We start from the raw sequence: 12,534 nt of genomic DNA on the forward strand, positions 1-12,534 counted from the left end.
AACCGTGAGGAAGAGATGAGCGATCAGGCAATCCGGCCGCTGGCCGGTGTCCGCGTGCTGGAACTGGGCAATTACATCGCCGCGCCGACCACCGGGCGCATGCTCGCCGATTTCGGCGCCGAGGTGATCAAGGTCGAGCGGCCCGGCACCGGTGACGAACTGCGCCGGTGGCGGCTCTACGACGGCGAGACCTCGATGCTGTACCGCACGATCAACCGCAACAAGAAGTCGATCGTGCTCGATCTGAAGACCGAACGGGGCCGCGCCCTGGTACTCGACCTCGCCCGGGAATGCGATGTACTGCTGGAGAATTTCCGCCCGGGCACCCTGGAGAAATGGGGCCTGGGCCCGGAGGAACTGCAGCGGGCCAATCCCGACCTGGTGATCACCCGCATCTCGGCCTACGGCCAGACCGGGCCGCAGTCGGCCCGGCCCGGTTTCGCCGCGGTGGCCGAGGCGGTCGGCGGCCTGCGGGAACTGGTCGGCGATCCGGACCGCGCGCCGGTGCGCACCGGGGTCTCCATCGGTGATTCGATCGCCGGAATATATGCCGCCTTCGGCACCGTGATGGCCCTGTTCCAGCGCGCACGCAGCGACGCCTCGCTCCCCCTGGCCGAACGCATCATCGATGTCGCCCTCAACGAATCCATCCTGTCGGTGATGGAATCGCTGGTCCCGGACTATCAGGCCTACGGGGTGCGACGGGAGCGGGTCGGCGGGCGGATGGAAGGTATCGCCCCGAGCAACGCCTATCCGTGCGCCGACGGCACCAGCATCATCATCGCCGGGAACGGCGACGGCATCTTCCAGCGGTTCATGGAGACCATCGACCGCCCCGATCTGGGCGCCGATCCCACACTGCGCGACAACGCCGCCCGCTGGCGCCGCCGCGAGGAACTCGATACCGCGATCGGCGCCTGGACCTCCGGCCGATCGCGCGCCGAGGCGCTGCGGATCCTGGACGCCGCCGGGGTCCCGTCGGGACCGATCTACACCGCCGCCGATATCTGCGCCGACGAACAGTACGCGGCGCGCAATATGATCCAGCCGTTCGAGGTCGACACCGGCGCGGCGCGGCCGCGCACGGTCGGCTTCCCCGGGATCGTCCCGGTGATCGGCGGAGCCTCGTTGCCCATCCGTACAATCGGACCCGACCTGGGCGAACACACACGCGAAGTACTCGGTTCGGTACTCCATCTCACCGACGACGAGATCGATGCCCTGGCCGGTGCTTCCGAGACAGGGGTTGCGGTATGACCTTCACCTATACACCGGAGGCGCAGCTGCGCGATGTCACCCTGCGCGACGGATTGCAGCTCACCGGGAAACCGCTGGCCACCGAACGCAAGGTCGAGATCGCGCGCGAACTGCTCGCACTCGGGGTCCCGGCTCTGGAGATCGGGTCCATGGCGCGGCCCGATCTGGTCCCGCCGCTGGCCGACACCCTCGACGTGATCGCCGCCCTCACCCCCGACGAACTCGCCCGGTGCTGGGTGTGGGTGGCCACGCCCCGCCATATCGAGAAGGCCGCCGCGGCGGGCGCCCGCAATTTCCAGTACTGCCTGTCCGCGACCGATTCGCACAACAAGGCCAATATCGGGCGCACCACCGAGGACAGCGTCGCCGCCATGCCGAAGGCGGTGGAATTGACCCGCGACTGCGGGGGTTCCATCCAGCTCTGTATCGCCACCTCGCTCACCTGCCCGTTCGAGGGCGTCGTGGATCCGGAGCGGGTCCTGGGCATCGCCGCCGACCCGCGCACCGACGGCGCGGACGACATCGTCATCTGCGATACCCTCGGCCAGGCGGTACCCGCCCAGGTGAGCGCCCTGATCCGGGCGGTGCGGGATACCACGCCGCCGCGCCGCATCCTCTATCACGGTCACGATACCTGGGGTCTGGGCGTGGCCAATACGCTCGCGGCCATCGACGCCGGCGCGACCATGGTCGACGGTTCGCTGGGTGGGCTGGGCGGCTGCCCGTTCGCCCCCGGTGCCAGCGGTAACACCGCCACCGAGGATCTGCTGTTCGCCACCCGCCCCGGCTGGCTCACCCCCGGCGCCCTGGCCACCCTGGTCCGCCTCGGCGAGAACCTGCTCGCCGAACTGGGCGAACCCAACCGCTCGAAAACCGCCCAGGGTGCGCGGTCCAAGGCCGAGGCCTTCGACTGGGTGATCGGCGAAACCGCGTGAGCGCCACGGATTTCCTCGTCACCACCCGGCTACCCGACCCCGGAATGCGACTGCTCGAAGAGGCCGGCACGGTCACGCTCGCGGAGGCCATGTCGCCGGCGGAACTCGCCCGGGCCTGCGCCTCCGGCGAACACCGGGTGGTGGTGGCCCAGCTGCGCGATATCTTCGACGCGCCGCTGCTGGCGTCGGCGAAGATCCGGGGCATCAGCAATTTCGCCGTCGGCTACAACAACATCGATATCGAGGCCGCGACCGCGCATTCCATCGTGGTCGGCAACACCCCGGGCGTGCTCACCGATGCCACCGCCGATATCGCGATCCTGCTCATGCTGGCGGTCGCGCGGCGGTGTGTGGAGGCGGACGCCTATGTCCGCGCCGGCCGGTTCCAGGGCTGGGAGCCGGAGCTACTGCTCGGCCACGATGTCAGCGGGCGCACGCTCGGGCTGGCCGGGTTCGGCCGGATCGCCCGGGCCACCGCCCGCCGCGCCCTGGCGTTCGGGATGACGGTCGCCTTCTGCCCGCGTCCCCCCGGCGACCGCGCGGTGAGCGAGGCGGAACTGGGCGAATTCGCCGGGCGGGTCCGGCATCTGGCGTGGCCCGAGCTGGTGGCGGAAAGCGATTTCCTCTCGGTGCACGTACCGCTCACCACCGAAACCCGCCACCTGGTGGACGAATCCGTGCTCCGGTCGATGAAACCGTCGGCGATCCTGATCAATACCGCGCGGGGGCCGATCGTGGACGAAACCGCCCTGGTCGCCGCCCTGCGCGACGGCACCATCGCGGGCGCGGGACTCGACGTCTACGAGGACGAGCCGCGCCTGGCGCCCGGCCTGGCCGATCTGCCGAATACGGTGCTGCTGCCGCATGTCGGCAGTGCGACCGTACCGGTTTGCGCCGAAATGGCCCGCCGGTGCGCGGAGAACGCGATCGCGATGGCGCGCGGCGAACTCCCGCCGTACCCGGTCAACCCGGAGGCGACGGCACGCTGAGCGTGGCGGTCACGCGGGGATCCGGCCGCCCAGGGTCCGGGTGACCTGCTCGGCGTACCCGACGAGCAGGTCCACCCACTCCTCGCACCGCTGCTGCGGCATCCGGATCGTGGGACCGCTGATGGTCAGTGCCGCGAGCACCTCGCCGCCCGCGCCGAAGATGGGGGCCGACAGACCGGACGCCGAATCCTCGCGCTCCCCGGTGCTGATGGCGTACCCGTCGGCCTTCGCCCGGTCGATGAGTGCCCGGAGTTCCGGCGGACTGGTCACGGTGCCCTCGGTGAGCGCCTCCATCGGCGCCGCGAGCACCTGATCGGCGAGTTCGGGGTCCCAGGCCAGCAGGATCCGGCCCGCCGACCCCGCATAGAGCGGAATGATCTTGCCGATGTACATATCCCGGCGCAGGGCGTGCCGGGTCTCGGCGATGGCCACACACACCCGGAACCCGTGATCGGCGCGGAAGACGCACGCCGTCTCCCCGGTCTCGTCGCGGATCTGCCGCAGCACCGGGTCGACGATCGTGAGCAGGTCCAGGCCCTTCACGGCCGTGGCCGCCCAGTAGCTCATCCGCAACCCGATCCGGATCCGGTCCCCGGCGCGGTCCAGCAGTCCCTGGGCGACCATATTGGTGACCAGCCGCTGCACCGTGGAGGTCGGGAATCCGGTCGCCGCCTGGATCTCCCCGAGCGTCAGCGAGGGGCGTGCCAGGGTGAAGGCATCGAGGATCTCGGTGATCTTCCCCAGCACCAGCAACGGCTGGTGGTTTCCCGACGCCGCGCCCTCTTCCCTCGCCATAGCGCAGAATCTACGCCGCGCGGAATCCGCGCGAGACCCGGGCCGCCGGGCGCCGGGACCGCGCGAAAACCGGGGTCAGAGGCAGAGAGTGCCGAGCCGCAGACCCGGCCGCGCCGTCACCTGGATCCCGGCCGAAACCGGGAGGATATCGGGCAGCCCGTTGGAATAGCCCGCGGTGAGCCCGTTACTGCCGAACGCTTCCGGAGTCCACAGGACACTGGCCATGCCGTACTGGACGGGTACCTCACCGAGCAGCACATCGCCGCCGCCCGGCCGGCGGTTGAAGAACTGCACCGTGCCCTTCTCCACCGGGCTGCCGTCGGGCAGTTTCACCTGCGCCTCCAGCATGAGGGTGCAGCCGGTGGGCACCGTATCCGCCGAGGCGGTGGTCGGCTCGCCGAGCAGGTCGAGTTGCACCACCGGCGCCACCGCGGCCCCGGCCGCCGCCGGTGTCGCGAGGGGAACCGCGACCGCGGCCGCGCCGATCACCGCGGCGGCGGCTCCGCGCAGCCGTCGAGAACCCTTGTCCGCCATGACATCACCTGCCCTTTCGTCCGGAAACACTGCCTTCGGCGCCACCCGCGGCCCACCGGCGCGCGCGCTCGCGTCGGCGAGGCGGGCCGCGGCGGGGCGTCCGCCACGGGGGCGGTTACCCGGGAACCGGAGCGGCAACCCCTACAGCGCGTTCCCGGCGTCGACGATATGGGTGGCGCCGGTGATGTACCGCGCGGCATCGGAGACCAGGAACAGCACCGTATTCGAGATATCGTCGGCCTCCAGGGCGACCACGGGCAGTTTGTTCATCTTGGCGGCCACCGCCTCGAAATCGGCGCGCCCCGGATGTTCCAGGTCCGGGCGGAACAACCGATAGGTCGATTCGTTGTGAACCATATCGGTGGCGACCGTGCCCGGATGGATGGAGTTGACCCGGATGTTCTGCGGCGCCAGTTCCTTGGCGAGCACTTTCATCAGGCTCACCAGTCCTGCCTTGGCCGCGGCGTAATGCGCGAGGCCGTGGTTGGCGACCATCGCGGCCACCGAACTGGTGATCACGACCGACCCGCCGCGCCCGCCCGCGACGATCCGCGGAACCGCCGCCTTGAGGGTCTTCCAGACCCCGGTGAGATTGATATCGATCATCTCGTTCCAGGCGTCCTCACTCATCTCGAGTGTCGGTGCCGGACTGGAGATTCCCGCGTTGGCCACGACGATATCGAGCCGGCCGAAGGCCTCGGCCCCGGCTTCGGCAGCGGCGGCCAGGGCCTCGTAGTCGCGGACATCGGCGTCGCGGGCGACGATCCGGCGGCCGGTCGACTCGACGAGCCGGACGGTCTCGGCCAGATCCGCGGCCGAGGCCAGCGGATAGGGCACCGTTTTCGCCTCGGCGGTGGTGTCGATCGCGACGATATCGGCGCCCTCGGCCGCCAGCCGCACCGCATGGGATCGGCCCTGGCCCCGGCCCGCCCCGGTGATGAATGCGACCTTGCCGTCCAGAATGCCCATGGCCCTCTCCGTCACTACTCGCCCGGCTCTCGCCGAAAGAATAATGACCGCGGCTGCCGAAAATGGCCGGAACGCCGGGATCAGGCCTCGACGAGTGCGTTCTCCCGCTCGCCGGATTCGGCCGTGACCTCCGGCGCGGTCGAGCGATTCGGCAGCAGTACGGCCGTGACCACCACGATCACCGCCAGCGCCGCCGAGACCGCGAAGGCCAATCGCATTCCGTCCAGTTGCGCGGTCACCGCGTCGGCGCCCGCGGCCGCGAGCGCGGTGCTGCGGGTGGCCATCACCGTCACCACCAGCGCGGTGCCCAGGGCGGCCGCGACCTGCTGCAGGGTGCCCAGCATGGAACTTCCGTGCGAGTACAGATCCTCCGGCAACGCCCCCAGCGCCAGGGTGAACACCGGCGTGAACGCCGCCGCCAGCGACACCATCAGCAGGATGTGCAGGGCCAGCAGCTGCCAGTAGGGGGTGTCGATCGCGATCCGGGTGAAACCCGCCAGCGCGGCGGTGATCCCGACCGCGCCCGGGATCACCAGGATCCGGCCGCCGAACCGGTCGTAGACACGCCCGACCAGCGGACCCAGCAGACCCATCGCCAAACCGCCGGGCATGACCAGCAGTCCGGTTTCCAGCGGTGACAGTTCGCGCAGATTCTGCAGGTACAGCGGCAGCAGCATCATCGAGCCGAGCATCGCCAGGAACGCGACCGCCATCAGGATCAGGCCCTTGGTGTAGGTGCCGGACCGCAGGATCCGCAGATCCAGCAGCGGAGTCCCGTGACGCTGCAGCCACAGCTGCCGGGCCACGAACAAACCGATGAGCGCGACCCCGGCCGCGGTGATCGCCGCCGGGACGGCGACGCTGCCGGCTTCGAAACGGCTGAGCCCGTAGACCAGGCTGCCGAACCCGAGTGCCGCGAAGACCACGCTGAACCAGTCGATGGTGCCGGTCTCGGGTTCGCCCACGTTCTCCAGCCGGCGCAGCCCGAACCAGGTGACGGCGCCCGCGATCGGCAGCACCAGGACGAACAGCCAGCGCCACGACGCCACCTGCAGGACCAGGCCGGAGATGACCGGGCCCATGGCGGGAGCCACCGAGATCGCGAGGGTCACATTGCCCATCACCCGGCCGCGGTCGCGTTCGGGCACCACCGTCATCAGAGTGGTCATCAGCAGCGGCATCATCACCGCGGTCCCGCCCGCCTGGATGATGCGCCCGATCAGCAGGACCGCGAACGAGGGCGCCACCGCCGACAGCGCGGTGCCGGCGAGGAACACCCCCATGGCCAGCGCGTACGCCCGCCGGGTGGTGACCCGCTGCAGGAACCAGCCGGTCACCGGGATCACCGCGGCCATGGTGAGCATGAACGCCGTGGACACCCATTGGGCGGCCCGTTCGGTGACCTCCAGATCGTTCATCAGCCGGGGTATCGCGTTGATCATGATGGTCTCGTTGAGGATCACCACGAAGGTCGCGAACACCAGTAGCCGGACCACCACCGGAGTACCGCCGCCGGTTCTGTGGACGGATAATCGAGCGGACATCGGCTACCTCCGGGGGTCGAACGAGCGGCAAGGGCGCGGGGTGGGCAGCGGCGGCCGTGCCCGGACGCCGTATGAGGACAGACGAGACCGCGACACCGCGCTCATCGGCGATGCGTCAGTGTTTCCTGGGGGTCCGCCCCGTATCAATCGATTTTCCGGCCCGTGTATTCCCGCCCCGGGCCGCGAATCGGCCGGTCACCGCCCGGAGCGCCCCGGAACCGGTGGCGCTGCGGGTGTGACCGGAGTCATGGCCGCACCGAGACCGGTCAGCCCGCCTCCAACCGGCGCGCGGCGACCTCGAGGTCCTTGTCGCCGCGACCCGACAGGCACAGCAGGATCACCGCGCCGTCCGCGAGCTCCCGGCGATCGTCGAGTTCCAGGAGATGGCCGACGGCATGCGCGGACTCCAGTGCCGCGATGATGCCCTCGCTGTGGCTCAGCGCCCGCAGACCGCGCAGCGCCGTCGTATCGGTGGCGGCGGCGTAGTCCACGCGGCCGGTTTCCTTCAGATGGCTGAGTTCGGGACCCACGCCCGGATAGTCCAGCCCGGCCGCGACGCTGTGCGTTCCGGCGATCTGGCCGTCGTCGTCCTGCAGGAGATAGCTGAAGCTGCCGTCGATCTCGCCGGGGCGCCCGGCGCTCAGCGAGGCGGCGTGTTCCCCGGTATCGACGCCGCGCCCCGCGGCCTCCACACCGAGCAGGCGGACGCCGGTGTCGTCGGCGAACGGGTGGAACGCGCCCACCGCGTTGCTCCCGCCGCCGACGCAGGCGAGCACATAGTCGGGCAGCCGGCCCTCGGCGGCCAGGATCTGCGCCCGGGCCTCGACGCCGATGGTCGTCTGGAAATCGCGCACGATTCGCGGATAGGGCGCGGGGCCGGCGGCGGTCCCGAACAGATAGTGGGTGGAATCCAGGTTGGTGACCCAGTCGCGCACGGATTCGCTGATCGCCTCCTTGAGACGGCGATTGCCGGTGTCCACGGCCCGGATCTCCGCGCCCAGCAGCCCCATCCGGATCACATTGTGCTGCTGGCGGTCCATATCGGCGGCGCCCATGTAGATGGTGCAGGTCAGTCCGAACATGGCGCAGACCGTCGCGACGGCGACCCCGTGCTGCCCCGCGCCGGTCTCGGCGACGACCCGGCGTTTACCCATCCGCCGGGCCAGCAGGCCCTGGCCGAGCGCGTTGTTGATCTTGTGTGAGCCGGTGTGCGCCGTATCCTCCCGTTTCAGGTACACCTTCACACCGGGGGTCGCCAGACCGGCGGCGAACCGCGGTACCTGGTGCAGCAGAGTCGGTCTGCCGACCCGCGTCCGCAACAATTCGCGCAATTCCCGGGTGAACACCGGGTCGGCGCGGGCGCGGTCGTAGGCCGCCTCGAGTTCGAGCAACGCCGCCATCAGCCCTTCGGGCACATATCTACCGCCGAACCGGCCGAACCGGCCGTGTTCGTCCGGTAGATCCCGGCGACGACAAGAACTCTCATCCACTCCGCGACCCACGACCATGCGGCAACCACACTCTCCATCCGAACCGTTCGTGAGCAGTCTGTGCCGCGGTCGCAAGCACCGGGTCACCTCCCGGCAACGGATTAGTTAACAGCAAAGAAGATATGGGCTTTCCGTAGCAGACCACCCCTCCCGGACTTCCCGCTCCGGGGAAGCCGCTCCCGATCGGACACCGGATCGGCGCTCCGCCCGACGGTTTCACCGCGCCGGGCGGGGTCCGTGGATCGCCGCCCGATCGTGGTTACCTGTACGCGTGACATCGATATCCGCCCGCGCCGGCGGAACGCTCGCCTGGGCCGCCACGCTCGCCGGAGCGGCCGGAGTGGCCCTGCACTTCAGCCGGTCGTCGGAGCGGATTCTGGTACTCGGCGCCTCGGGTGCGCCCTACCTCATGGGTTGCGCGCTGATCGGCGCGGCGGGCTGTGTCGCGCTGCGCCGCTGGGGCGGGGCGGCGGTGGCGACAGTGGTCGTCGCCACCGCCGCCTGGACCCAGGCTCCGCTGTACACCGCCGCGGCCGGTGCGGAGAGCGGCGCCGACCTCACCGTCATGCAGGCCAATCTGCTGTTCGACGGGGCCGATCCACGCGCCCTGGTCGAGGAGGTGCGCACCCGCGACGTCACCCTGCTCACCGTCAATGAGGTCACCCGCGCGGGAATCGGCGATCTGGAGCGCGCGGGCCTGGACGGGGTGCTGCCGTTCCGGTACGTCTCCCCCGGGCGCAATGCCGCCGGAACCGGGATCTGGAGCGCCTACCCGCTGTCGGACACCGTCGAATACGACGGCTTCGTTCTCAACCAGCTCGCCGCGACCGCGATCGTTCCCGGCGCCGGACCGGTCACGGTGTATGCGCTGCATCCGGTCCCGCCGGTGTACGACATCCGGGTGTGGGCGGACGAACTGTCCCGGCTGGGCGAGATCCTCGATCGCGCCCCGGCCGACCGCCCGGCCTTGGCCGGTGGCGATTTCAACGCGACCCACGACCACGCGCAGTACCGGGCCCTGCTCTCGGGGCGGTTCGCCGACGCCGCGCGCCAGGCGGGGGCCGGCCATCTCGTCACCTATCCGACCGATAAGCGCTGGCCGCCCTTCGTCGGGATCGACCACATCCTGGTGGCCGGGGGTCGCGCCGTCGAGGTGGAATCGGTCGTCCTGCCCGGTTCCGATCACCGCGCGCTGGTGGCGAGGATCGGCCTCGATCGGCCGCGCTGAGATCCGGACGACCGGGGCCCTTGCGCAACGTCGGCCGACAGTCCACCCTATTGTAGGATTGTCGACAATCAGGGTCCGGGCACGACCGGCCGCCGACTGGGAGGAGCAGCCGCCATGCTCACGGAAGACACACTCACCGCCGCCGAGCGCGCCGCCATCGAGTCCGTACCCAGCGGGCTCTATATCGGCGGGCAGTGGCAGACCACCGCGGCCACGATGCCGGTCCTCGACCCCGCCACCGGCCGGACCCTGCGCTCGGTCGCGGACGCCACCCCCGACGAGGCCCTGGCCGCGCTCGACGCCGCCGCGACCGCGCAGGCCGGCTGGGCCGCCACCGCCCCCCGCGAACGCAGCGAGATCCTGATGCGCGCCCACCGGCTGCTGCTCGAGGACGCCGACCGGCTGGCCCTCGTCGCGACACTCGAAATGGGTAAACCGCTCGCCGAGGCCCGGGGCGAGATCGTCTACGCCGCGGAGTTCTTCCGCTGGTTCGCCGAGGAAGCGGTCCGGCTCGACGGTGGATACATGCCCGCGCCGGCCGGCGGATCCCGCTTCCTGGTCACCAAACAACCGGTCGGCCCCAGTCTGCTGATCACCCCCTGGAACTTCCCGATGGCCATGGGCGCCCGCAAGATCGGCCCGGCCCTGGCGGCGGGCTGCACCAGCGTGGTCAAACCCGCCGAGCAGACCCCCCTGTGCACCCTGGCTCTCGCCGACATCCTGGAACGGGCCGGTGTACCCGCCGGTGTGGTGAACGTGGTGACCACCTCCGATCCCGGCGCGGTGATGACCCCGCTGATCCACGATCCGCGGTCGCGCAAACTGTCGTTCACCGGTTCCACCGCGGTGGGCAAGATCCTGCTCGAGCAGTGCGCGCGGACCGTGATGCGCACCTCCATGGAACTCGGCGGCAATGCGCCCTTCCTCGTATTCGACGACGCCGACCTGGACGCGGCCGTCGAAGGCGCCATGGCCGCCAAGATGCGCAATATCGGCCAGGCCTGCACCGCGGCCAACCGGTTCTTCGTCCAGCGCGGCGTACTGGCCGAGTTCGCCGAGCGCCTCGCCGCCCGGATGGGCGAACTGCCGCTGGGCCGCGGGACCGAACCCGGTGTCGTCGTCGGACCGCTCATCGACGAGGACGCGGTGGCCAAGGTGACCGATCTCGTCGCCGACGCCCGGGAACGGGGCGCTCGCGCGCTGGTCGGCGGCGAGCCGCTGAGCGGGCCCGGGAACTTCTACCCGGCCACCGTGCTGGTCGACGTCCCCGATACCGCGCATATCTGCCATACCGAAGTCTTCGGCCCGGTCGCGAGCATCACCGCCTTCGATACCGAAGCCGAGGCCCTCGACCGCGCCAACGACACCCCCTATGGTCTGGTGGGCTATGTGTACACCGAGAGCCTGCGCCGCGGGCTGCGGGTCTGCGAAGCCCTCGACACCGGCATGGTCGGACTGAACCAGGGCGTGGTGTCCAACCCGGCCGCGCCGTTCGGCGGGGTGAAGGAATCCGGTCTCGGCCGCGAGGGCGGCCTGGTCGGAATCGACGAATTCCTCGAGATCAAGTACATCGGAGTGACTCTGTGAGTTCCTATCGGATCGCGACCATCCCCGGCGACGGCATCGGCGTCGACGTGACGGCAGAGGCGGTGAAGGTCCTCGACCGGGTGCTGCCCGGTATCGAATGGACCGAATTCGACTGGTCCTGCGAGAACTATCTGCGGACCGGCTCGATGATGCCGGCCGACGGCCCCGAACGCCTCGCCGGATTCGACGCGATCCTGCTGGGCGCCGTGGGCTTCCCCGGCGTTCCCGACCACATCTCCCTGTGGGGACTGCTGATCCCGCTGCGGCGCGCGTTCGGGCAGTACGTGAACCTGCGCCCGGTGCGGCTGCTCCCCGGCACCACCTCGGCCCTGCGGGATCGCGACGCCGCCGATCTCGATCTGCTGATCGTGCGGGAGAACTCCGAGGGCGAATACTCCGAGATCGGCGGTAAACACAATCCGGGCCGCCCCGACGAATTCGTGCTGCAGGAGTCGGTGTTCACCCGGGTGGGGTGCGAACGGATCATCCGCTACGCGTTCGAGCGGGCCACCGAACGCGGGGGCCGGTTGTGTTCGGCGACCAAATCCAACGGGCTCATCCATTCGATGCCCTACTGGGACGAGATCTTCGAGCGCATCGCCGCCGAATACCCGGCGGTCGAGACCCGGCAGATGCATGTGGACGCGCTCGCCGCCGAGATCGTCCTGCATCCCGACCGGCTCGATGTGATCGTCGGGTCGAACCTGTTCGGCGATATCCTCTCCGACCTCGCCGCCGCTGTCACCGGCGGGCTGGGGCTGGCGCCGTCGGGCAATATCAACCCGGCCGGCGACGCTCCCTCCATGTTCGAGGCGGTGCACGGCAGCGCCCCGGATATCGCCGGCCAGGGCATCGCCAACCCGGTGGCGCAGATCCTGGCGGGCGCCATGCTGCTGGAGCATCTGGGCGAGCGTTCGGCGGCCGCCGCCGTCGACCGGGCGGTGACCGAGGTGCTGGGATCGGGCGGGCCCCATACCCCCGATCTCGGCGGCACGGCCACCACCACCGATATCGGCGACGCCATCGCCGACCGGGCCTCCGCGCTGCTGCTGCCGCGCTGAGCCGGACCGGGGCGGCCGCGGTCCGGCCGCCCCGGTCACCCGGATCCGGGCGGAAAACACCGTCCGAGCTGCCCGGACACCAGGATCGCGAATCGAATCTTCCCAACCCGAGTACCGGGTGACATGCTGGGTACTGCCAGTGTGT

General features: G+C 70.1%; 11 protein-coding genes. 6 read left to right on the top strand and 5 right to left on the bottom strand.

The annotated features are described in order from the left end of the window. The first annotated feature begins 15 nt into the window (after window positions 1-15). Genes ACZ6SF_RS23030 through ACZ6SF_RS23040 form a run of 3 tightly spaced genes read left to right on the top strand, consistent with a single transcriptional unit; the run spans window position 16 to window position 3,181 of the window. The gene (locus ACZ6SF_RS23030; protein WP_466064328.1) at window positions 16-1,257 is read left to right on the top strand and encodes a CaiB/BaiF CoA transferase family protein; all 1,242 of its coding nucleotides are present in this window, start codon (window positions 16-18) and stop codon (window positions 1,255-1,257) included. Beyond that, window positions 1,254-2,192 carry a beta/alpha barrel domain-containing protein gene (locus ACZ6SF_RS23035; protein WP_466064330.1) on the top strand — a complete coding sequence of 313 codons (939 nt, stop codon included), beginning with the start codon at window positions 1,254-1,256 and terminating at the stop codon, window positions 2,190-2,192. The genes ACZ6SF_RS23030 and ACZ6SF_RS23035 overlap by 4 nt, the downstream gene beginning before the upstream one ends. Beyond that, a complete protein-coding gene (locus ACZ6SF_RS23040; RefSeq protein ID WP_466064332.1) occupies window positions 2,189-3,181 on the top strand; it encodes a 2-hydroxyacid dehydrogenase in 993 nt (330 codons plus the stop codon). Before ACZ6SF_RS23035 ends, ACZ6SF_RS23040 begins: the two co-directional genes overlap by 4 nt. Before the next feature lie 9 nt (window positions 3,182-3,190). On the opposite strand, the gene ACZ6SF_RS23045 is transcribed toward ACZ6SF_RS23040, so the two are convergent. The 5 genes from ACZ6SF_RS23045 to trpB all read right to left on the bottom strand — a co-directional run bounded on the left by ACZ6SF_RS23045 (window position 3,191) and on the right by trpB (window position 8,531). Further along, the gene (locus tag ACZ6SF_RS23045; protein ID WP_466064334.1) at window positions 3,191-3,976 is read right to left on the bottom strand and encodes an IclR family transcriptional regulator; all 786 of its coding nucleotides are present in this window, start codon (window positions 3,974-3,976) and stop codon (window positions 3,191-3,193) included. A 75-nt stretch (window positions 3,977-4,051) separates the two neighbouring features. Then, the gene (locus tag ACZ6SF_RS23050; protein WP_466064336.1) at window positions 4,052-4,510 is read right to left on the bottom strand and encodes a hypothetical protein; all 459 of its coding nucleotides are present in this window, start codon (window positions 4,508-4,510) and stop codon (window positions 4,052-4,054) included. A 141-nt stretch (window positions 4,511-4,651) separates the two neighbouring features. Further along, on the bottom strand, window positions 4,652-5,479 hold the full coding sequence (locus tag ACZ6SF_RS23055; protein ID WP_466064337.1) for a mycofactocin-coupled SDR family oxidoreductase: 828 nt from the start codon (window positions 5,477-5,479) through the stop codon (window positions 4,652-4,654). Window positions 5,480-5,559: 80 nt separating this feature from the next. Further along, complete coding sequence (locus ACZ6SF_RS23060; protein ID WP_466064339.1) at window positions 5,560-7,023, bottom strand: MDR family MFS transporter; 1,464 nt, start codon at window positions 7,021-7,023, stop codon at window positions 5,560-5,562. Between the two features lie 266 nt (window positions 7,024-7,289). Beyond that, on the bottom strand, window positions 7,290-8,531 hold the full coding sequence (trpB, locus tag ACZ6SF_RS23065) for a tryptophan synthase subunit beta (protein WP_466064340.1): 1,242 nt from the start codon (window positions 8,529-8,531) through the stop codon (window positions 7,290-7,292). Between the two features lie 253 nt (window positions 8,532-8,784). On the opposite strand from trpB, the gene ACZ6SF_RS23070 reads away from it, so the two are divergent. From ACZ6SF_RS23070 to ACZ6SF_RS23080, 3 genes are all read left to right on the top strand, one after another. Further along, on the top strand, window positions 8,785-9,741 hold the full coding sequence (locus ACZ6SF_RS23070; protein WP_466064342.1) for an endonuclease/exonuclease/phosphatase family protein: 957 nt from the start codon (window positions 8,785-8,787) through the stop codon (window positions 9,739-9,741). A gap of 114 nt (window positions 9,742-9,855) precedes the next feature. Continuing rightward, window positions 9,856-11,328, top strand: coding sequence for an NAD-dependent succinate-semialdehyde dehydrogenase (locus tag ACZ6SF_RS23075; RefSeq protein ID WP_466064344.1), 1,473 nt, complete (start codon window positions 9,856-9,858; stop codon window positions 11,326-11,328). After that, window positions 11,325-12,389, top strand: a complete 1,065-nt coding sequence (locus ACZ6SF_RS23080; protein ID WP_466064346.1) for a tartrate dehydrogenase — start codon at window positions 11,325-11,327, stop codon at window positions 12,387-12,389. Before ACZ6SF_RS23075 ends, ACZ6SF_RS23080 begins: the two co-directional genes overlap by 4 nt. Window positions 12,390-12,534 lie beyond the last annotated feature (145 nt).

The sequence above is a fragment of the Nocardia sp. NPDC049935 genome, assembly GCF_055586645.1.

What these genes read in the sequence shown, in the direction of transcription:
- ACZ6SF_RS23030 (WP_466064328.1), top strand. Translation starts at nt 16, where the DNA reads ATGAGCGATCAGGCAATCCGGCCGCTGGCCGGTGTCCGCGTGCTGGAA.
- ACZ6SF_RS23035 (WP_466064330.1), top strand. Translation starts at nt 1,254, where the DNA reads ATGACCTTCACCTATACACCGGAGGCGCAGCTGCGCGATGTCACCCTG.
- ACZ6SF_RS23045 (WP_466064334.1), bottom strand. Translation starts at nt 3,976, where the DNA reads ATGGCGAGGGAAGAGGGCGCGGCGTCGGGAAACCACCAGCCGTTGCTG.
- ACZ6SF_RS23050 (WP_466064336.1), bottom strand. Translation starts at nt 4,510, where the DNA reads ATGGCGGACAAGGGTTCTCGACGGCTGCGCGGAGCCGCCGCCGCGGTG.
- ACZ6SF_RS23055 (WP_466064337.1), bottom strand. Translation starts at nt 5,479, where the DNA reads ATGGGCATTCTGGACGGCAAGGTCGCATTCATCACCGGGGCGGGCCGG.
- ACZ6SF_RS23060 (WP_466064339.1), bottom strand. Translation starts at nt 7,023, where the DNA reads ATGTCCGCTCGATTATCCGTCCACAGAACCGGCGGCGGTACTCCGGTG.
- trpB (WP_466064340.1), bottom strand. Translation starts at nt 8,531, where the DNA reads ATGGTCGTGGGTCGCGGAGTGGATGAGAGTTCTTGTCGTCGCCGGGAT.
- ACZ6SF_RS23075 (WP_466064344.1), top strand. Translation starts at nt 9,856, where the DNA reads ATGCTCACGGAAGACACACTCACCGCCGCCGAGCGCGCCGCCATCGAG.